This is a genomic window from Pseudomonas sp. Tav-5-1A (assembly GCF_055755055.1).
The window spans coordinates 4,176,420-4,195,801 of the sequence record NZ_CM146901.1; the positions used below are offsets into that span (position 1 = coordinate 4,176,420).

Consider the following 19,382-nt stretch of genomic DNA (forward strand, 5'->3'; position numbering starts at 1 on the left):
CGTCCTCCACTCAAAGTGAGGCGCATGCGTGGGCAAGTCAAGCTGACGGGGCAGCTATTCCTCGACAGTTCGTTTCAAGAAGGAAGAAAAAGTCGTCGCACTCTGAAAAATGATGAAGGCGCGTGCGACCTGGATGGCAGGAAAAGAAAACCCAGAAACGAAAAAGCCCTGAATAATCAGGGCTCTAACGAACAAAATGTGGCGGAAGCGTAGAGATTCGAACTCTAGGATAGTTGCCCATCGACGGTTTTCAAGACCGTTGCCTTAAACCACTCGGCCACGCTTCCAGCTTGTTGCGGCGTGCATAATACCCGATTGAAACACACTGTCAAACTCTCTTCATTTCCCCTTGCAGCATGTCTGTTATGATCTTTGCATCTGAACGTTTCAAACGCGGTTTTCAACCCAAAGGAGTCTCGCCATGCGCGAACAGGATTACGCAGTCAATAGCAGGCAGCAGGCCGACCAGCTAGAGGTCAGCAAGGTCCTGCGCAACACCTACGGCTTGCTGGCCATGACCCTGGCCTTCAGCGCCGTGACCGCCTACGTGTCGCAGCAGATGCACGTGGGCTACCCGAACATTTTCGTGGTGCTGATCGGCTTCTACGGCCTGTTCTTCCTCACCACCAAGCTGCGTGACTCGGCCTGGGGCCTGGTGTCCACCTTTGCCCTGACCGGTTTCATGGGTTACCTGCTGGGCCCTATCCTCAACCGTTACCTGCACATGCAGGGCGGTGCCGAGGTGGTCAGTTCGGCGTTTGCCATGACGGCGCTGGTGTTCGGCGGCCTGTCGGCCTACGTGTTGATCACGCGCAAGGACATGAGCTTCCTGGGCGGTTTCATTACTGCGGGCTTCTTCGTGCTGCTGGGTGCCACCGTGGCGGGTATGTTCTTCCAGATCAGCGGGCTGCAACTGGCGATCAGCGCAGGCTTCGTGCTGTTCTCCTCGGTGTGCATCCTGTTCCAGACCAGCGCGATCATCCAGGGTGGTGAGCGGAACTACATCATGGCGACCATCAGCCTGTATGTTTCGATCTACAACCTGTTTGTCAGCCTGCTGCAGTTGTTTGGCCTGATGGGTCGTGATGACTGATTGAGTGGTTGTGTTGAGAAAGCCCGCTTCGGCGGGCTTTTTTGTGGGCGCGAATGCCGCACAAACCTGTAGCAGCGGCCGCATGGCCGCGTCTTAGGCGCCGCATTGGGGCGGGTACACCGCGCGGTGACGGGACGCGGCCTTCGGCAGCTGCTACGCGAGAGCGGATATCGCGCAGACCTGTAGGCCGCGTCTTTGGCGCCGCGTTGGGGCAGGTATACCGCGCGGTGGCACGGGTGGCGATGTGCGGCGCAACGGTAGTGGCCTTGTGGGGTGCTTATCCGTAGAATTGCGCTCTTTTTTTCGCCAAGGCCCTGCCATGACTGTTCATCAACAGCCCTCCCCGCCCCCTAGCCAAGACCTGGTGCTGGGGCTGGAAGACCGTCCCCGCCCGGTGATTGCCCTGCTGGCTGCACTGCAGCATCTGCTGGCGATCATTGTTCCCATCGTGACGCCGGGGCTGTTGATTTGCCAGGCACTGGGCGTTTCGCCCCATGACACCAACCTGATCGTGTCGATGTCGCTGGTGATTTCCGGCATCGCCACCTTTGTGCAGTGCAAGCGCTTCGGGCCGTTTGGCGCGGGTTTGCTGATTGTGCAGGGCACCAGTTTCAACTTCGTCGGGCCGCTGATTGCCGGTGGCGCGCTGATGGTGAAGCAAGGCACGCCGGTTGAAGGCGTGATGGCGGCGATTTTCGGCGTGGTGATTGCCGGCTCGTTCGTGGAGATGGGCATTTCGCGCATTCTGCCGTTCGTGAAGCGGCTGATCACGCCGCTGGTGACCGGCATCGTGGTGTTGATGATTGGCCTGACGCTGATCAAGGTCGGCCTGATCAGCATGGGCGGCGGTTTCTCGGCCATGGCCAACGGCACCTTCGCCAACGGCGACAACCTGCTGCTGTCGGGCGTGGTGCTGGCAATTATCGTGGTGCTGAACCGCGTGCCGGTGGTGTGGATGCGCAGCTGCGCCATCGTCATCGCCCTGGCGGCGGGTTATGCCCTGGCCGGCTACATGGGCCGTTTGAACTTCACCGGCATGCATGAAGCCGCGGTGTTCCAGGTGCCGGTGCCGCTGCACTTCGGCCTGGGCTTCTCGTGGGCGCTGTTCATTCCGATGCTGGTGATTTACCTGGTGACTTCGCTGGAGTCCATCGGTGACGTGACGGCCACCAGCAAGGTGTCTAAGCAGCCGGTGGAAGGCCCGGTGTGGATGCAACGCATCAAGGGCGGCGTGCTGGTGAACGGCGCGAACTCGTTGCTGGCCGGCGTGTTCAACACCTTCCCCAGCTCGATCTTTGCCCAGAACAACGGCGTGATTCAGCTGACCGGCATCGCCAGCCGCCACATTGGCGTGTGGATTGCCGGCATGCTGGTGATCCTGGGCCTGTTCCCGACGGTGGCCGGTGTGATTCAAGCGGTGCCGGAGCCGGTGCTGGGTGGCGCGGCCATGGTCATGTTCGGTGCCGTGGCGGCGTCGGGCATCAATATCCTGGCCAGCATTCACCTGGACCGTCGCGCGCTGCTGATCATTGCCGTATCCCTGGCCCTGGGCCTGGGCGTGGCGCAGGTGCCGGAGTTCCTGGCGCACATGCCGTCGGCCCTGCGCAATGTGCTGGAGTCGGGCGTGGCCACCGGTGGCATCTGCGCCCTGGTGCTGAACTGGTTCCTGCCGGAGCTGCGCGATAACAGCGCCCGCTGACGCGGGTGCGGCGGGCTTTTTTCGCGTGCAGGCTTTATCATTCCGGCAGATTTGCTGATAGAGCCGCGCCATGAAGTTCGCCATCGCTGTATTTTCCCCCGCCCATGCGCCCTCCTCGCGCCGCGCCTTGCGGTTTGCCGAGGCGGCGCTGGCGGGCGGCCATGAAATCGTCCGCCTGTTCTTTTATCAGGACGGGGTGCACAGCGCCTCGGGCAACGTCGTTGCCCCGCAGGATGAGCTGGACGTGGCCGCCCAGTGGCGCGCCTTTATTACCGAGCGCCAGCTGGACGCGGTGGTGTGCATTGCCGCCGCCCTGCGCCGTGGCGTGCTGGACGTAGCCGAAGCCAAGCGCTGGAACCGCCCCGCGGCCAACCTGCCGGCGCCGTGGGACCTGTCCGGGCTGGGCCAGCTGCATGAAGCCGCCCAGCTGGCCGACCGCCTCGTGACCTTTGGAGGGCAGTGACATGGCCAAATCCCTGTTGATTATCAGCCGCCAGGCGCCGTGGTCGGGCCCCGGCCCACGCGAGGCACTGGACATCGCCCTGGCAGGCGGTGCCTTCGATTTGCCGCTGGGCATGCTGTTCCTCGATGACGGCGTGTTTCAGTTGGCGACAGGCCAACAGCCTGCCCAGGTGCAGCAGAAAGACCTGACCGCCAACCTGCAGGCGCTGCCGATGTTCGGCGTGGACGAGCTGTTCGTGGCGGCCAGCAGCCTGCGTGAGCGCGGCCTGGCCGCCGACGGCTTGAGCCTTGCCGCCGAAGTGCTGGAAGACGCCGCCCTGGCCGCCCTTGTCGACCGCTTTGATCAGGTGATTACCCTCTGATGGCTACTTTGCATGTGTTGTCCCACTCGCCCTTCGGCGATAACCGCCTGGCCAGCTGCCTGCGCCTGCTGGGTGCTGATGATGCCCTGCTGCTGACCGGCGACGCCGTGTACGCGCTGCTCAATGACAGCCTGGCGCACCTGGCGGGCCGGGTTTACGCCCTGGACGAGGACGTGCAGGCGCGCGCCATCAATGGCGCGGCGCAGGTGGTGGATTACCCGGGCTTTGTGCAGCTCACCCTCGATTTTGACAAGGTCAACACCTGGCTATGAGTGAACTGATGGTTGAAGGCCGTGCGATTGCGCTGGACCAGAACGGCTTTCTGGAAGATTTGACCGAGTGGTCTAAACCCGTTGCCGAGGCCCTGGCCGCGCGCGAGGAGATCGTGCTGACCGCCGAACACTGGGAGGTGCTAGAGGTGTTGCGTCAGTTCTACCAGGAGTTCCAGCTGTCCCCGGCCACGCGGCCGCTGATCAAGTACACGGCGCTGAAGCTGGGCGCCGAGAAAGGCAACAGCCCGCACCTGAACCGCCTGTTCAACGGCACTCCCGCCAAACTTGCCGCCAAGCTGGCGGGCCTGCCCAAGCCGACCAATTGCATATGACCGACTACCCCGCCCTGCTCCTAGAAACCCCTGCCGAACACCCGTTCGCTCAATTCGTCCGCGCCTTGGGCAAGGGCAAGCGCGGCGCGCGCAACCTGACCCGCGAAGAAGCCCGCGAGGCCATGGGTATGCTGCTGGATGAGCAGGTGGAGGAAGCCCAACTGGGCGCGTTCCTGATGCTGCTGCGGCACAAGGAGGAAAGCGCCGAGGAACTGGCCGGCTTTACCGAGGCCCTGCGCGCGCGGCTCAAGCCCCCGGCCCTGGCCGTGGACATCGACTGGCCCAGCTACGCCGGCAAGAAACGCCACCTGCCCTGGTACCTGCTGGCGGCCAAGTGCCTGGCCGGCAACGGCCTGCGCATCCTGATGCACGGCGGTGGCGCGCACACCGCGGGCCGGCTGTACACCGAGCAGCTGCTGGGCACCCTGGGCATTCCCCTGGCGCGCGGCTGGCAGGCGGTGGGTACGGCGCTGGACAGCCACCGCCTGGCGTTCGCGCCGCTGGTGGACTGGGCGCCGCAACTGCAGCGGATGATCGACCTGCGCAACACCTTGGGGCTGCGCTCGCCGATCCACTCCCTGGCGCGCATCCTCAATCCGTTGGGCGCGCGCTGCGGCCTGCAGAGCATCTTCCACCCCGGTTACCAGGCGGTGCACCGCGATGCCAGCGGCCTGCTGGGCGACCACGCCATCGTCATCAAGGGTGACGGCGGCGAGATCGAGGTCAACCCCGACAGCCCCAGCCACCTGTACGGCACCACCGGCGGCCAGAGCTGGGATGAAGAGTGGCCGCAGCTGGCAGCGCAACGCCACGTGAAACCGGCCAGCCTTGCGCCTGCGCACCTGCTGGCGGTGTGGCGCGGCGAGGCCCAGGACAGCTACGGCGAAATGGCCCTGATCTCGACCATGGCCCTGGCCCTGCGCGGCCTGGGCCAGCCCCGTGACGAGGCCTTCGCCACCGCCAGCGAATACTGGGCGGCTCGCGACAAATCGATTTAACCGATAGATTGATCGGGGTTTTTGCGCTATTTATTCGAACTGATGGCCGTACACTGGGCTCCAACGCTTATAGAGTTTGCGAGGAGTCCAGCCCATGGGCCTGTTGATCGAAGGACGCTGGCATGACCAGTGGTACGAAAGCGCCAAAGACGGCGCGTTCCAGCGCGAAGCGGCCAAGCGTCGCAACTGGGTGACCGCCGACGGCCGCCCGGGCCCCAGCGGCGAAGGCGGCTTCCAGGCCGAGGCCGGCCGCTACCACCTGTACGTGTCACTGGCCTGCCCCTGGGCGCACCGCACACTCATCGTGCGCCAGCTCAAGGGCCTGGAAAGCCTGATCGACGTGTCGGTGGTCAGCTGGCTGATGCGCGAGAACGGCTGGACCTTCGACACAACGCTCGGCTCCACTGGCGACAAGCTCGACGGCCTGCAATTCATGCACCAGCGCTACACCGCCGAGACGCCGGACTACACCGGGCGCGTCACCGTGCCGGTGCTGTGGGACAAGAAGCTGGGGCGCATCGTCAGCAATGAATCGGCGGAGATCATCCGCATGTTCAACAGCGCGTTCAACGACCTGACCGGCAACACGTTGGACCTGTACCCCGAGGCGCTGCGCGGTACCATCGACGCGCTGAACGAGGCCATCTACCCGGCGGTCAACAATGGCGTGTATCGCGCAGGCTTTGCCACGTCGCAGTCAGCCTATGAGGCGGCGTTCGATGATGTGTTTGCCGAGTTGGACCGCCTGGAGCGGTTGCTGGGTGAGCAGCGTTACCTGGCCGGCGAGTACCTGACCGAAGCGGACGTGCGGCTGTTTACCACGATTATTCGCTTTGACGCGGTGTACCACGGGCACTTCAAGTGCAACCTGCGGCGCATTGCCGACTACCCGAACCTGTCGAACTGGCTGCGTGAGCTGTACCAGTGGCCGGGTGTGGCGCAGACGGTGGATTTCCAGCACATCAAGCATCATTACTATGCCAGCCACGCCACCATCAACCCGACGGGAGTGGTGCCAAAAGGCCCGGCGCAGGATTTCACCCTGCCCCACGACCGCGCGCGCCTGCCAGGCAAAGGCATCGCGTAAACCTGTAGCAGCGGCCGCAGGCCGCGTCAGGACACTACGCAGTGCCTGTGACGCGGCCTGCGGCCGCTGCTACGGGGTTACACGGTTTGCTGGGCGCCTTCGAACCAGGCGAGCTTCTCGCGCAGTTGCACCACTTCACCCACGATGACCAGCGTCGGCGCATGCACTTCATGCTCCGCCACCAGCCGTGGCAGGTCAGCCAGGGTGCCGGTGAAGACCCGCTGGTTGACGGTAGTGCCCTGCTGCACCAGCGCTGCCGGGGTATCGGCGGCGCGGCCGTGCTTGATCAGCTGCTCGCAGATGCTCGGCAGGCCCACCAGGCCCATGTAGAACACCAGGGTCTGGGCCGGCGCCACCAGGTCTGCCCAAGGCAGGTCGCTGGTGCCGTCCTTGAGGTGGCCGGTGATGAAGCGCACCGACTGGGCATAATCACGGTGGGTCAGCGGGATGCCGGCGTAGGCCGCGCAACCACTGGCCGCGGTAATGCCCGGCACCACCTGGAACGGGATGCCATGGGCCGCCAGTTCCTCGATTTCCTCGCCACCACGGCCAAAGATGAACGGATCGCCACCCTTGAGCCGCACCACGCGCTTGCCTTGCTTGGCCAGGGTCACCAGTTGCTGGTTGATCTGGTCCTGCGGCACGGCATGGTCGGCGCGGCGCTTGCCGACGTAGATGCGCTCGGCGTCGCGGCGGCACAGCTCGATGATGGCCGGGGCCACCAGGCGGTCGTACAGCACCACGTCGGCCTGCTGCATCAGGCGCAGGGCCTTGAAGGTCAGCAGGTCGGGGTCACCGGGGCCGGCCCCCACCAGGTAGACTTCACCCGGTGCGTGGGGCGGCTGGCCGTTGATTTTCTCCACCAGCAGCCGCTCGGCTTCGGCGCCCTGCCCGGCCAGTTGGCGGTCGGCAATCGGGCCCTGGAACACCTCTTCCCAGAACGCGCGGCGCTGCTGCACGTCGGGGTAGAGGCCTTTGACCTGGGCACGGAAGCGCGCCGCCAAGCCGGCCAGCTCGCCGTAGGCGGCCGGAATCCAGGCCTCCATCTTGGCGCGGATCAGGCGTGCCAGCACCGGCGCATCGCCGCCGCTGGACACCGCCACCACCAGCGGCGAGCGGTCGACGATGGCGGGGAAGATCACGCTGCACAGGGCCGGCGCATCCACCACGTTGACCGGCACGCAACGACGCTTGGCATCGGCCGACACCTGGGCGTTGAGGGCTTCGTCGTCGGTGGCGGCGATGATCAGTTGGCAACCGTCCAGGTCGCTCTCCTGATAACCGCGGCGCACCGCTTCACCGCCGCTGCTGCGCACCAGTTCATCCAACTGCGCTTCGATGGCCGGGGCCACCACGCGCAGCAGCGCGCCGGCATCGGCCAGCAGGCGCGACTTGCGCAAGGCAATCTCGCCACCGCCCACGACCAGCACATGGCTGCCCTTGAGCTTGTGAAACAGCGGCAGGAATTCCATTTAGCCGATGACCTCGATGCCGCCCATGTACGGCTTCAGCACTTCCGGCACGCGGATGGAACCGTCGGCCTGCTGGTAGTTTTCCAGCACGGCCACCAGGGTGCGGCCCACGGCCAGGCCCGAACCGTTGAGGGTGTGCACCAGCTCCGGCTTGCCGGTTTCCGGATTGCGGAAACGCGCTTGCATGCGGCGGGCCTGGAAATCACCGGTGTTGGAGCACGAGGAGATTTCGCGGTACTTGTCCTGGCTGGGGATCCACACTTCCAGGTCGTAGGTCTTCACGGCGCTGAAGCCCATGTCGCCGGTGCACAGGGCCAGCACGCGGTACGGCAGCTCCAGGGCCTGCAGCACGCGCTCGGCGTTGGCGGTCAGGCTTTCCAGGGCTTCCATGGATTTCGACGGCTCGACCACTTGCACCATCTCGACCTTGTCGAACTGGTGTTGGCGGATCATCCCGCGGGTGTCACGGCCCGATGCGCCGGCTTCGCTACGGAAGCACGGGGTGTGGGCGACCAGTTTCAGTGGCAGCTGCTTGGCGTCGAGGATCTCGCCCGCCACGATATTGGTCAGCGACACTTCGGCGGTCGGGATCAGGTACAGGTCGGCCTCGCCTTCGCGGCTGATCTTGAACAGGTCTTCCTCGAACTTGGGCAGCTGGCCGGTGCCCTTGAGCGCCGGGGCCTGGACCAGGTACGGGGTGTAGGCCTCTTCGTAACCGTGTTCGGTGACGTGCAGGTTGATCATGAACTGCGCCAGGGCGCGGTGCAGGCGGGCAATCGGGCCGCGCAGCAAGGCGAAGCGTGCGCCGGACAGCTTGGCGGCAGTCTCGAAGTCCAGCCAGCCGAACTGCTCGCCCAGGGCCACGTGGTCTTTCACGGCAAAGCCGAAGTCGGCCGGGGTGCCCCAGCGGCGCACTTCGACGTTGCCTTCTTCGTCTTCACCGACCGGCACCGACTCGTGCGGCAGGTTGGGAATGCCCAGCACGATGGCGTCCAGCTCGGACTGCAGCTTGTCCAGCTCGGCCTTGCCTTCGGCCAGCTCACCGGCCATGCGGTCGACGTCAGCCATCAACGGGGCGATGTCTTCGCCGCGCTGTTTGGCCTGGCCAATGGATTTGGAGCGGGCGTTACGCTCGGCCTGCAGTTGCTCGGTGCGGGTCTGTACGGTCTTGCGCTGGGCTTCCAGCGCTTCCAGGCGCGCCACGTCCAGGCTGTAGCCACGGGCTGCGAGGCGATCCGCGGTTTCGTGGAGCTTGGTACGCAAAATCAGGGGATCGAGCATGTCGGTCTCTCGTTATCAAATTAAGTCTTGGTCAGCCCTTGTTGCGGGCAGGACACCGGGCAGCCGACCATATTAACGGCCAGCGTACCGGGATAGAAGGGCTGTTTCCAGTTGCGTGTTGCAGAACCGGGCAAACAAGGCTGGCAGCGCGAGATCTCGACGACACCCTGACAATCAAGACATGCGCGTGCCTCACTGGAAATCTCCAGGGTTCATACCGGCCAGCGCAGCCTGGCGGCAGCGGCTACGTCCCCTCCGTAGCAGCGGCCGCAGGCCGCGTCATGGGTGCCGCAGCCTGTTGCAACGTGCCAGCCCTTCAGGGCTTGCGGCGCTGGCGCGGGCTGAGGCGGTCCAGTTGGGCCAGGTGCTTGAGCTTTTCGCCGATTTTCAGTTCCAGGCCTCTAGGCACCGGCTGGTAGTAGGCGCGCGGCTCCAGCTGTTCGGGGAAGTAGTCTTCGCCGGCAGCGTAGGCGTCGGGCTCGTCGTGGGCGTAGCGGTATTCCTCGCCGTAGCCCAGCTGTTTCATCAGCTTGGTGGGGGCGTTGCGCAGGTGCAGCGGCACTTCCAGCGAGCCGTACTCGGTGGCTTCGCGCATGGCCTGCTTGAAGCCCATGTACACGGCGTTGCTTTTCGGCGCGCAGGCCAGGTAGACGATGGCCTGGGCCACCGCCAGCTCGCCTTCGGGGCTGCCCAGGCGCTCCTGCACGTCCCACGCCGATAGGCACAGGCCCAGGGCGCGCGGGTCGGCGTTACCGATGTCTTCGCTGGCCATGCGCACCACGCGCCGGGCCAGGTACAGCGGGTCGCAGCCACCGTCTATCATGCGCGCGTACCAGTACAACGCGGCGTCCGGGTTGGAGCCACGCACGGACTTGTGCAGCGCCGAGATCTGGTCGTAGAAGGCTTCGCCGCCCTTGTCGAAGCGCCGACGGGTGTCACCCAGCAGGCTCTGCAGCAGCTCGGTGGCGATTTCCTCGCCGTCCTCGGCCAGGTCCGATGCGTTTTCCAGCAGGTTGAGCATGCGCCGGCCGTCACCGTCGGCGGCCGCCAGCAGCATACCGAAGGCCTCGTCGCCCAGGCGCAGCTGGCGCTTGCCCAGGCCGCGCTCCTCGGTCAGTGCGCGGTCCACCAGGCGCCGCAGCGCCGCCTCGTCCAGGCTCTTGAGCACGTACACGCGGGCGCGCGACAGCAGTGCGTTGTTGAGCTCGAACGAAGGGTTTTCGGTGGTGGCACCGATGAATATCAGCGTGCCGTCTTCCACGTATGGCAGGAAGGCGTCCTGCTGGGACTTGTTGAAGCGGTGCACTTCGTCGACGAACAGGATGGTGCGGCGGCCGTACTGCCCGGCCTGCTGCTTGGCCACTTCAACGGCCTGGCGAATCTCCTTGACCCCGGCCAGCACCGCCGAGACGGTCTCGAAATGGGCGTCGGAAACCTCCGCCAGCAGCCGCGCCAGCGTGGTCTTGCCCACGCCAGGCGGCCCCCAGAAGATCATCGAGTGCAGCGCACCCTGCTCCAGCGCCTCGCGCAGCGGCTTGCCGCGGGCCAGCAGGTGCTCCTGGCCAACGTATTCGTCCAGGTTGCGCGCCCGCAGGCGAGCGGCCAGGGGCTGGGCGATGGGCTCACTGCGGAACAGGTCCATGACGGGCGGGGCTACCTCTTATTCCTGGATGACGTCGGTGCCCTTGGGCGCCACGAAGGTGAATTTGCTCTTGTCCACCGGGTCATTGGCTTTCACGCCGGTGAACAGGATGTTGGTGCGCTGGCCGACGCTGTCGATCAGTTGCATGTCATTGATCAGGCCCTTGCGGAACGACAGGCGCAGCGAGTCGAACAAGGTGTCCTTGGTCTTGGGCTTGAGCATGAAGTCGATCACGTCGCCCGCTTCCTTGGCGCTGATGTCGAAGCTCTGGCTGATCTTCGAGATGTCACCGGACAGCAGCAGCGCCGGGGTCTGGGTCAGGCGCTGGTCGAGCTTCTTGACGGTCAGCTGTTGCAGGTCGGGGTCGTACAGGCTGACCTTCTGGCCATCGGAAACCATGGTCTGCTCGTTCGGCGCCGCGGTGTGCCAGTAGAACAGGCCCGGGCGCTGCAGGGTCATTTCACCGGAGGTTTCCTGCAGCTGGGTGCCGCTGCCGTCCAGGGTCAGTTGCGAGAAGTGCGCCGCCAGGGTCTGGGACTTTTCCAGCAACTGGGTCAGGCTTTTCACGGCGGCGTCGTCGGCGTGGGCCGGCAGCGTGGAGAAGGCCAGGGCAGAAACCAACAGCATGCGAATCAGGCGCATGGGAATCCTCGTACAAAGAATGGGACCGGCCACCGACGATTCGGCGGCCGGCAGTTCAATCAGTCGCGCATCGGCCCGGGCGCGATGACTTCGCGCGAGCCGTTGGTGTTCATCGGCGTGACCACGCCGGCCATTTCCATCGCCTCGATCATGCGCGCGGCGCGGTTGTAGCCGATCTTGAGCTTGCGCTGCACCGCGGAGATGGACGCCCGGCGGCTTTCCAGCACGAAGTTGACGGCCTCGTCGTACAGCGCGTCGGACTCGCTGTCCTCGTCGCCACCACCGCCACCGCCGCCGCCTTCGAAGCCGCTGCCGGCCTCTTCGACGCCGGCGAGGATGTCCTCGTTGTAGTCCGGCACGCCACGCAGCTTCCAGGCTTCCACCACGCGATGCACTTCCTCGTCGGAGACGAAGGCGCCGTGCACGCGAATCGGCAGGCTGGTGCCCGGCGGCATGTACAGCATGTCACCGTGGCCCAGTAGCTGCTCTGCGCCGCCCTGGTCGATGATGGTGCGCGAGTCGATCTTGCTCGACACCTGGAACGCCATTCGGGTGGGGATGTTGGCCTTGATCAGGCCGGTGATCACGTCCACCGACGGGCGCTGGGTGGCCAGGATCAAGTGGATACCGGCAGCACGGGCCTTCTGGGCGATACGCGCGATCAGCTCTTCGACCTTCTTGCCGACGATCATCATCATGTCGGCGAATTCGTCGACGATGACCACGATGGTCGGCAGCGTCTTGAGCAGCGGCGCCTCGTCATCCATGCTCTCGCGGCGGTACAGCGGGTCGGTGAGCGGCGTGCCCTCCTCCTCGGCGTCCTTGACCTTGCGGTTGAAGCCGGCCAGGTTGCGCACGCCCATGGCCGCCATCAGCTTGTAGCGGCGCTCCATCTCGGCCACGCTCCAGCGCAGGGCGTTGGCGGCGTCCTTCATGTCGGTGACCACCGGGCACAGCAGGTGCGGGATGCCTTCGTAGATCGACAGTTCGAGCATCTTCGGGTCGATCATGATCAGTTTGGCGTCTTCGGGGCTGGACTTGAACAGGATCGACAGGATCATGGCGTTCACGCCCACCGACTTACCGGAACCGGTGGTACCGGCCACCAGCAGGTGCGGCATTTTCGCCAGGTCGGTGATGACCGGCTTACCGCCGATGTCGTGGCCCAGGGCCATGGTGACCGGCGACTTGGCTTCGTCGTATTGCGGCGACGACAGCACTTCGGAGAACCGCACGATCTGGCGGTCCTCGTTGGGGATCTCGATACCCACGGTGGTCTTGCCCGGAATCACTTCCACCACGCGCACGCTGGTCACGGCCAGCGAACGCGCCAGGTCCTTGGCCAGGTTGGCGATGCGGCTGACCTTGACGCCGGCGGCCGGCTGGATTTCGTAACGGGTAATGACCGGGCCGGGGTGGATGGAGTCCACCGACACTTCGACGCCAAATTCCTTGAGCTTGATTTCCAGCAGGTGGCCCACGCCCGCCAGGGATTCAGGCGAATAGTTGACCTTCTTCTTTTCGGCCGGGTCGAGGATGGAAATGGGCGGCAACGTGCCTTCCACGGCGCTGTCGACGAACAGCGGCACCTGTTTTTCCTTCTGCACGCGCTTGCTCGGCTCTGGCGGCTTGGCCATGGCCGGGGCCGGCATGATCACCGGTGGCGCCTGCTTCTCGCGCTCGGCCGTGTGCTTGGTCAGCGACTGGTCGCGCTCGATGATGCGCTCGCGGGCCTTGGCCTGCTCGCGGCGGTCCGGGGTAATGGGCGCGACCACGTCGTGCACGCGCACGTCCACCTCGCGCAGTTGCGCCACCAGTTGGCGACGTTCGTTGCGCGCCGCCCACCAGCGGCCGGCGGCGCCTTGCACCAGTTCCAGCAGGTCGAGGACGATCTTGCCGGTCAGGTCCATGACCTTGAACCACGACAGGTCGGTGAACACGGTCAGGCCGAACAGGAACAGGGCGATGAACAGCAGTGTGCTGCCCTGGGCGTTCAGCGCGTTGTAGGCCAGGTCGCCGAGGCTTTCGCCCAGGGCGCCGCCCGCCGAGGCCGGCAGGCTGGTGGACTTGAAGTGGATGTGCGCCAGCGCGGCACCCGAGAGCACCAGGAACACCAGACCGATCAGTCGCCACGAGAACAGCCAGCCGCTCCACTGCCAGGGCTGGTGGCGTTCGCGGAAGATCTGCCAGGTCTTGACCGCCAGCAGCAGCGGGAAGATGTAGGCGAAATAACCCAGCACCATGAACAGGATGTCGGCGGCGAAGGCCCCCACGCGGCCGGCCGCGTTCTGCACCTCATGGGCGGTGCTGGTGTGGCTCCAGCCCGGGTCGCCCTGGTCGTAGGTGAGCAGCGCCATCCACAGGTACAGGCACAGGGCACCCATGGCAATCAGGGCACCTTCCTTGAGCCGGTAGTGCATTTGCTGACGCCACAGGGGCACTACGGGATTGGGTGTCGCGGTGGATTTCTTCAAAACAAGTCTTTTCCTGCGCCCATGGGCGCCAACAACGGATGATGGACCAAACAATAAAAAATCAGGGTAATGAACGGAGCATTGTACGGGTTCGCCACAGCATAGCCCAGAGCGTCTGGCACGATTCAATTGGAGCACGCATTGCCTTTTGTGACAAAGGCTTATGCAGGCTTTTCAATTACATTCCCGAAGGTTTACGACCGCGACATGACCGTAGAGTTGCAGGACGGGGTTTTTATCCTGAATACTGACCACAGCCGCACCCTTGTAGCCGCTGCCGCAGGCTGCGCTGGCCTTTTGCCTCGCTGAATTTCTTCAGTGTACCCAAGAGCCAGCGCAGCCTGGCGGCAGCGGCTACAAGCGCCCTCCCCTCCCCCTGCCAGAAAAATTCCATGCTGACCTGGTTGAAAAAGAACGAGCTCACCTTCCCGCCGCTGGACAAGGCCCTGCGCGACCCCAACGGCCTGCTGGCCGCTGGCGGCGACCTGAGCGCCGAGCGGCTGGTGCAGGCCTACCGCCATGGCTGCTTCCCCTGGTACCAGGACGGCCAACCTATCCTGTGGTGGTCGCCAGACCCGCGCACCGTGCTGTTCCCCGCCGAGCTGCACGTGTCGCGCAGCCTGGCCAAGGTGATTCGCCAGCAGCGCTACCGGGTCACCTTCGACACCGACTTCGCCGCGGTCATCCGCGCCTGCGCAGGCCCGCGGGCCTATGCCGACGGCACCTGGATCACCGGCAGCATGCAGGCGGCCTACATCCACCTGCACGAGCAAGGCCTGGCCCACTCGGTGGAGGTGTGGCAAGGCGAGCAACTGGTCGGCGGCCTGTACGGCCTGGCCATGGGCAAGCTGTTTTTCGGCGAATCAATGTTCAGCCACGCTGACAACGCCTCCAAGGTCGGCTTCGCCGCCTTGGTGGGCCACCTGCAGGCTGCAGGTTTCGCCCTGATCGACTGCCAGATGCCTACCGAGCACCTGCTCAGCCTGGGCGCGCGCTCCATCAGCCGCGAAGACTTCGCCTGGCACCTGCGCACCTACCTCGACCAGGCCAACACCGCCACCTGGGTTTGTTAGGCGAGTTGGGCGCAGCTGGCTTACACTTATTCAAAGGTTTCGATCCGAGGGTTGATCATGACTGAGTTGGCGCGGTTGAAGTTCTATGCCACTCAACCCCATTCGTGCAGCTACCTGCCCGAGGAGCAGGCCACCACCCTGTTCCTCGACCCCAGCCAGCCGATGGACGTGCACGTGTACGCCGACCTCTCGGAAATGGGTTTTCGGCGCAGCGGCGATCACCTGTACCGCCCCCACTGCCAGCGCTGCAACGCCTGCGTGCCGGCGCGCATCCCGGCGGCCAGCTTCAGCCCCAACCGCCAGCAGAAACGCATTCTCAAGCGCAACGCCGACATCCAGGTGATTTCCACCAAGCCTGCGTTCAGCGAGGAATACTTCGACCTGTACCAGCGCTACATCGAACAGCGCCATGCCGATGGCGACATGTACCCGCCCAGCCGCGATCAGTTTTCCACCTTCCTGGTGCGCGACCTGCCGTTCTCGCGCTTCTACGAATTCCGCCGCGATGGCCAGTTGCTGGCCGTAGCGGTTACCGACCTGCTCCCCAACGGCCTGTCGGCGGTGTACACCTTCTACGAACCCGCCGAGGAGCGCCGCAGCCTGGGCCGTTTTGCGATTTTGTGGCAGATCGGCGAGGCGCTGCGCCTGGAACTGGGTGCGGTGTACCTGGGCTACTGGATCAAGAACTGCAAAAAGATGAATTACAAGACCCAATACCGGCCCATAGAACTGCTGATTAACCAGCGCTGGGTGACACTCAACTGAAGGGCCTTGGCGTAACGCCCCTTTTTCAGGCACAATGCACGCCGCTTTTGCCTGGCGCAGTTGCACCGGGCCATTAACTGGACACCGAGGGCTTTACTGCATGTCGAAAGAAGACAGCTTCGAAATGGAAGGCACTGTCGTCGACACCCTGCCGAACACCATGTTTCGCGTGGAGTTGGAAAATGGGCACGTCGTTACCGCGCATATCTCCGGCAAGATGCGCAAGAACTACATTCGTATTCTGACCGGTGACAAGGTGCGCGTTGAATTGACGCCCTACGATTTGAGCAAAGGGCGCATCACTTACCGCGCTCGCTAAGCGACACAAACGAAAACGCCCGGCGCATGCCGGGCGTTTTTGTGTGGGCGCTACATTTGTAGCGAATCCGTAGCCGCTGCCGCAGGCTGCGCTGGCCCTATGCCCCACCGGAGATCTCCAGCGAACACAGGGGCCAGCGCAGCCTGCCGGCAGCGGCTACAGCGGTTACGCCATTTCCGCCGTGGTTTCGAAGTCGAAGGTCATCTCGCCGTCCTTCACATCGATGTGCACCACGCCGCCGTGCTCGGCCAGCTCGCCGAACAGGATCTCCTCGGCCAGCGGCCGCTTGATCTTGTCCTGGATAAGCCGCGCCATTGGCCGGGCACCCATGGTGGCGTCATAGCCACCGGCTGCCAGCCAGCTGCGCGCCGCGTCCGACACTTCCAGCAGCACACGCTTGTCTTCGAGCTGGGCCTGCAGTTCGGTGAGGAACTTGTCGACCACGCTCTTGATGGTTTCGTGGCTGAGCCGGCCGAACTGGATGATGGTATCCAGGCGGTTGCGGAACTCCGGCGTGAAGCTCTTCTTGATGACTTCCATGGCATCGGACGAGTGGTCCTGGTGCGTGAAGCCAATCGAAGCGCGCGCCGCGGTCTCGGCACCGGCGTTAGTGGTCATGATCAGGATCACGTTGCGGAAGTCCGCCTTGCGCCCGTTGTTGTCGGTCAGGGTGCCGTGGTCCATCACCTGCAGCAGCAGGTTGAAGACTTCCGGGTGGGCCTTCTCGATTTCATCGAGCAGCAGCACGCAGTGCGGTTGCTTGGTGATGGCCTCGGTCAGCAGGCCGCCCTGGTCGAAACCGACGTAGCCCGGAGGCGCGCCGATCAGACGGGAAACGGTGTGCCGCTCCATGTATTCCGACATGTCGAAACGCACCAGCTCCACGCCCAGGGCCTTGGCCAACTGCCGCGCAGCCTCGGTCTTGCCCACGCCGGTGGGGCCAGCGAACAGGAACGAACCCACTGGCTTGTCTGGCGATTTCAGGCCCGCACGGGACAGCTTGATGGCGGTGGCCAGCGAGTCGATGGCCGCGTCCTGGCCGAACACGGTCAGCTTCAGGTCGCGCTCCAGGTTACGCAGCAGCTCCTTGTCGGAACTGGTGACGTGTTTTGGCGGAATGCGCGCGATCTTGGCGACAATGTCCTCAACCTGTGGCACTTCGATGCGCTTGACGCGGTTTTCCACCGGTTGCAGGCGCTGGTAGGCACCCGCCTCGTCGATCACGTCGATGGCCTTGTCCGGCATGTGCCGGTCATTGATGTAGCGCGAGGCCAGCTCGGCAGCGGCGCGCAGGGCTTCGTCGCTGTACTCGATGCTGTGGTGCTGTTCGAAACGCCCCTTCAGGCCGCGCAGGATGCCGATGGTGTCTTCCACCGAAGGCTCGCTGACGTCGACTTTCTGGAAGCGCCGCGCCAGGGCCCGGTCTTTCTCGAAGATGCCGCGGAATTCCTGGAACGTGGTGCTGCCGATGCAACGGATATCACCCGAGGACAGCAGTGGCTTGAGCAGGTTAGAGGCGTCCATCACCCCGCCCGACGCCGCGCCCGCACCGATGATGGTGTGGATCTCGTCGATGAACAGGATGGCTTGCGGGCGTTTTTTCAGCTCGCCCAGCAGCGCCTTAAAGCGTTTTTCGAAGTCGCCGCGGTATTTGGTACCGGCCAGCAAGGCGCCCAGGTCCAGCGAGTAGACCACGCTATTGGCCAGCAGGTCCGGCACCTGGTTGTCGACGATGCGCTTGGCCAGGCCTTCGGCGATGGCGGTCTTGCCCACGCCAGCCTCACCCACCAGCAGCGGGTTGTTCTTGCGGCGGCGCGCGAGGATCTGCGCGACGCGCTCCACCTCGTGCTCACGCCCTACCAGCGGGTCGATGCGACCCTGGCGAGCCAGTTCGTTGAGATTGCTGGCATAGGCATCCAGCGGGTTGCCTGAAGAAGAAGACTCACCGCCCTCGTCGTCCTGCATATCCTGCTCACCCTCGGAATGATCGCCGTGCCCAGGCACCTTGGAGATACCGTGGGCGATGTAATTGACCACATCGATGCGGGCCACGCTCTGCTGTTTCAGCAGGAACACGGCCTGGCTTTCCTGTTCGCTGAAGATGGCGACCAGCACGTTGGCGCCGGTGACTTCACGCTTGCCCGAGCTCTGCACGTGGAAGACAGCACGTTGCAGCACACGCTGGAAGCCCAGGGTTGGCTGGGTCTCGCGGTCCTCGTCGTGGACGGGGATCAGCGGCGTGGTGGAGTCGATGAACTCCTGCAAGTCGTGCTTGAGTTTGTCGAGGTTTGCGCCACAAGCACGCAAAACGGTGGCGGCGGCCTCATTATCCAATAATGCCAGCAGGAGGTGCTCCACGGTCATGAACTCATGACGTTTGGAACGCGCCTCCTTGAAGGCGAGATTGAGGGTGACTTCGAGCTCGCGGTTTAACATAGCTTCACCTCATACCCAAGTGGTCGGCGATTAACCGTCCTTCTCGATTTCACAGAGTAGCGGATGCTGGCTTTCCCTGGCGTACTGATTGACCTGCATGGCCTTTGTCTCGGCGATGTCGCGGGTAAACAATCCACATACGGCTCGCCCTTCCGTGTGGACGGCGAGCATGACCTTGGTCGCCAGCTCGCGGTTAAGGTTGAAAAACACCTCGAGCACTTCGACGACGAAATCCATCGGTGTGTAGTCATCGTTAAACAAAACCACCTTATACATGGGTGGCGCCTTCAAGGCCGGCTTGGCCTCCTGTATGGCCACGCCTGCGGAATCGTCCTCATGCGATTCCGGGCGATCCTGATTGAATGTTAGTCGAATCTGGCTGAATGCATGCATGGAAAGAAGGTTCATGGTTGAGCGAATAGGGTTGTGTGTTGACCTTGTGACCGACTGTAAGCTCGGCCGCCGCATGACCTTGACTATCGGCAAAACGGTGTTACAAACAATAGAACCCACATTGGGGAATAAAGGTCCGCGCAGTCAACCAAATTTTTTGATCGGTCCGAATGCCGGATGAAGTGGATGATACTCCAGAGATGGAGTCCTTTGCAGAGGGATATGAGCATGGCAAACGGTAAGGTCAAGTGGTTCAACAACGCCAAGGGCTATGGCTTCATCGTTGAAGAGGGCAAAAGCGAAGACCTGTTCGCCCACTACTCGGCCATCAAGATGGATGGCTACAAGACCCTCAAGGCCGGCCAGCCTGTCAAATTCGAAATCATCCAGGGCCCCAAGGGCCTGCACGCCGTCGACATTTCCGCTGCCACCGACAGCCCCGCCCAGCACACTGCCCCACAGGCTGTGCAGCAGACCATTACTGCCTGACTGACACCTGTGGGAGCTGGCTTGCCAGCGAGCTTTGGGGCGACCTGAAAAGCTCGCTGGCAAGCCAGCTCCCACAGGTTCTTGACTAGTC

At 63.8% G+C, this 19,382-nt stretch carries 20 protein-coding genes and 1 tRNA gene; 13 read left to right on the top strand and 8 right to left on the bottom strand.

The genetic code is table 11. The features are described 5' to 3' along the window. The first annotated feature begins 24 nt into the window (after window positions 1–24). The gene (locus tag AC0J42_RS18975; protein ID WP_473003070.1) at window positions 25–213 is read left to right on the top strand and encodes a hypothetical protein; all 189 of its coding nucleotides are present in this window, start codon (window positions 25–27) and stop codon (window positions 211–213) included. Here AC0J42_RS18975 and AC0J42_RS18980 read toward each other — a convergent pair. Then, a tRNA-Ser gene (locus tag AC0J42_RS18980) sits at window positions 200–287 on the bottom strand. The two genes, AC0J42_RS18975 and AC0J42_RS18980, sit on opposite strands and share 14 nt — an antisense overlap. Before the next feature lie 134 nt (window positions 288–421). Here AC0J42_RS18980 and AC0J42_RS18985 point away from each other — a divergent pair. The 8 genes from AC0J42_RS18985 to AC0J42_RS19020 all read left to right on the top strand — a co-directional run bounded on the left by AC0J42_RS18985 (window position 422) and on the right by AC0J42_RS19020 (window position 6,305). Next, complete coding sequence (locus tag AC0J42_RS18985; protein WP_416425207.1) at window positions 422–1,093, top strand: Bax inhibitor-1/YccA family protein; 672 nt, start codon at window positions 422–424, stop codon at window positions 1,091–1,093. A 319-nt stretch (window positions 1,094–1,412) separates the two neighbouring features. Next, window positions 1,413–2,792, top strand: coding sequence for a nucleobase:cation symporter-2 family protein (locus tag AC0J42_RS18990; RefSeq protein ID WP_473003072.1), 1,380 nt, complete (start codon window positions 1,413–1,415; stop codon window positions 2,790–2,792). Window positions 2,793–2,862: 70 nt separating this feature from the next. Continuing rightward, on the top strand, window positions 2,863–3,255 hold the full coding sequence (gene tusD / locus AC0J42_RS18995) for a sulfurtransferase complex subunit TusD (RefSeq protein WP_473003073.1): 393 nt from the start codon (window positions 2,863–2,865) through the stop codon (window positions 3,253–3,255). A gap of 1 nt (window position 3,256) precedes the next feature. Continuing rightward, window positions 3,257–3,616, top strand: a complete 360-nt coding sequence (gene tusC / locus AC0J42_RS19000) for a sulfurtransferase complex subunit TusC (protein ID WP_473003074.1) — start codon at window positions 3,257–3,259, stop codon at window positions 3,614–3,616. Continuing rightward, on the top strand, window positions 3,616–3,888 hold the full coding sequence (tusB, locus tag AC0J42_RS19005) for a sulfurtransferase complex subunit TusB (RefSeq protein WP_473003076.1): 273 nt from the start codon (window positions 3,616–3,618) through the stop codon (window positions 3,886–3,888). Before tusC ends, tusB begins: the two co-directional genes overlap by 1 nt. Continuing rightward, complete coding sequence (locus AC0J42_RS19010; protein WP_473003078.1) at window positions 3,885–4,220, top strand: TusE/DsrC/DsvC family sulfur relay protein; 336 nt, start codon at window positions 3,885–3,887, stop codon at window positions 4,218–4,220. Before tusB ends, AC0J42_RS19010 begins: the two co-directional genes overlap by 4 nt. Next, window positions 4,217–5,218 (top strand): glycosyl transferase family protein, encoded by a 1,002-nt coding sequence (locus tag AC0J42_RS19015; protein WP_473003080.1) that lies wholly within the window; start codon window positions 4,217–4,219, stop codon window positions 5,216–5,218. The genes AC0J42_RS19010 and AC0J42_RS19015 overlap by 4 nt, the downstream gene beginning before the upstream one ends. Window positions 5,219–5,312: 94 nt before the next feature. Continuing rightward, window positions 5,313–6,305 carry a glutathione S-transferase family protein gene (locus AC0J42_RS19020; RefSeq protein ID WP_416425214.1) on the top strand — a complete coding sequence of 331 codons (993 nt, stop codon included), beginning with the start codon at window positions 5,313–5,315 and terminating at the stop codon, window positions 6,303–6,305. Between the two features lie 77 nt (window positions 6,306–6,382). Here AC0J42_RS19020 and cysG read toward each other — a convergent pair whose 3' ends face one another. The 5 genes from cysG to AC0J42_RS19045 form a co-directional block, all read right to left on the bottom strand. Next, window positions 6,383–7,777, bottom strand: coding sequence for a siroheme synthase CysG (gene cysG, locus AC0J42_RS19025; protein WP_416425215.1), 1,395 nt, complete (start codon window positions 7,775–7,777; stop codon window positions 6,383–6,385). After that, window positions 7,778–9,058, bottom strand: a complete 1,281-nt coding sequence (serS, locus tag AC0J42_RS19030; RefSeq protein ID WP_416425216.1) for a serine--tRNA ligase — start codon at window positions 9,056–9,058, stop codon at window positions 7,778–7,780. It lies immediately after the preceding gene. A 316-nt stretch (window positions 9,059–9,374) separates the two neighbouring features. Then, entirely contained in the window at window positions 9,375–10,700 is a 1,326-nt protein-coding gene (locus AC0J42_RS19035) for a replication-associated recombination protein A (RefSeq protein WP_473003084.1), read from the bottom strand. Between the two features lie 18 nt (window positions 10,701–10,718). Further along, window positions 10,719–11,342: an outer membrane lipoprotein periplasmic chaperone LolA gene (gene lolA / locus AC0J42_RS19040; RefSeq protein WP_416425218.1), complete on the bottom strand. Its 624-nt coding sequence runs from the start codon at window positions 11,340–11,342 to the stop codon at window positions 10,719–10,721. A gap of 59 nt (window positions 11,343–11,401) precedes the next feature. Beyond that, the gene (locus AC0J42_RS19045; RefSeq protein ID WP_416425219.1) at window positions 11,402–13,816 is read right to left on the bottom strand and encodes a DNA translocase FtsK; all 2,415 of its coding nucleotides are present in this window, start codon (window positions 13,814–13,816) and stop codon (window positions 11,402–11,404) included. A gap of 392 nt (window positions 13,817–14,208) precedes the next feature. Here AC0J42_RS19045 and aat point away from each other — a divergent pair, with 392 nt between their 5' ends. The 3 genes from aat to infA all read left to right on the top strand — a co-directional run bounded on the left by aat (window position 14,209) and on the right by infA (window position 15,973). Next, window positions 14,209–14,889: a leucyl/phenylalanyl-tRNA--protein transferase gene (gene aat / locus AC0J42_RS19050; protein ID WP_473003087.1), complete on the top strand. Its 681-nt coding sequence runs from the start codon at window positions 14,209–14,211 to the stop codon at window positions 14,887–14,889. 57 nt (window positions 14,890–14,946) lie between these two features. Next, window positions 14,947–15,654, top strand: coding sequence for an arginyltransferase (locus AC0J42_RS19055; RefSeq protein WP_473003090.1), 708 nt, complete (start codon window positions 14,947–14,949; stop codon window positions 15,652–15,654). A gap of 100 nt (window positions 15,655–15,754) precedes the next feature. Beyond that, window positions 15,755–15,973 (top strand): translation initiation factor IF-1, encoded by a 219-nt coding sequence (infA, locus tag AC0J42_RS19060; RefSeq protein ID WP_002553999.1) that lies wholly within the window; start codon window positions 15,755–15,757, stop codon window positions 15,971–15,973. A gap of 165 nt (window positions 15,974–16,138) precedes the next feature. Here the strand turns inward: infA and clpA are convergent, their stop codons facing one another. Together clpA and clpS are read right to left on the bottom strand one after the other, a co-directional pair. Continuing rightward, window positions 16,139–18,409, bottom strand: coding sequence for an ATP-dependent Clp protease ATP-binding subunit ClpA (gene clpA / locus AC0J42_RS19065; RefSeq protein ID WP_416425222.1), 2,271 nt, complete (start codon window positions 18,407–18,409; stop codon window positions 16,139–16,141). Window positions 18,410–18,439: 30 nt separating this feature from the next. Next, the gene (clpS, locus tag AC0J42_RS19070) at window positions 18,440–18,802 is read right to left on the bottom strand and encodes an ATP-dependent Clp protease adapter ClpS (RefSeq protein WP_416425223.1); all 363 of its coding nucleotides are present in this window, start codon (window positions 18,800–18,802) and stop codon (window positions 18,440–18,442) included. A gap of 228 nt (window positions 18,803–19,030) precedes the next feature. Between clpS and cspD the strand changes: the two genes are divergently transcribed. Next, window positions 19,031–19,291: a cold shock domain-containing protein CspD gene (gene cspD, locus AC0J42_RS19075; RefSeq protein WP_416425224.1), complete on the top strand. Its 261-nt coding sequence runs from the start codon at window positions 19,031–19,033 to the stop codon at window positions 19,289–19,291. Window positions 19,292–19,382: the final 91 nt, after the last annotated feature.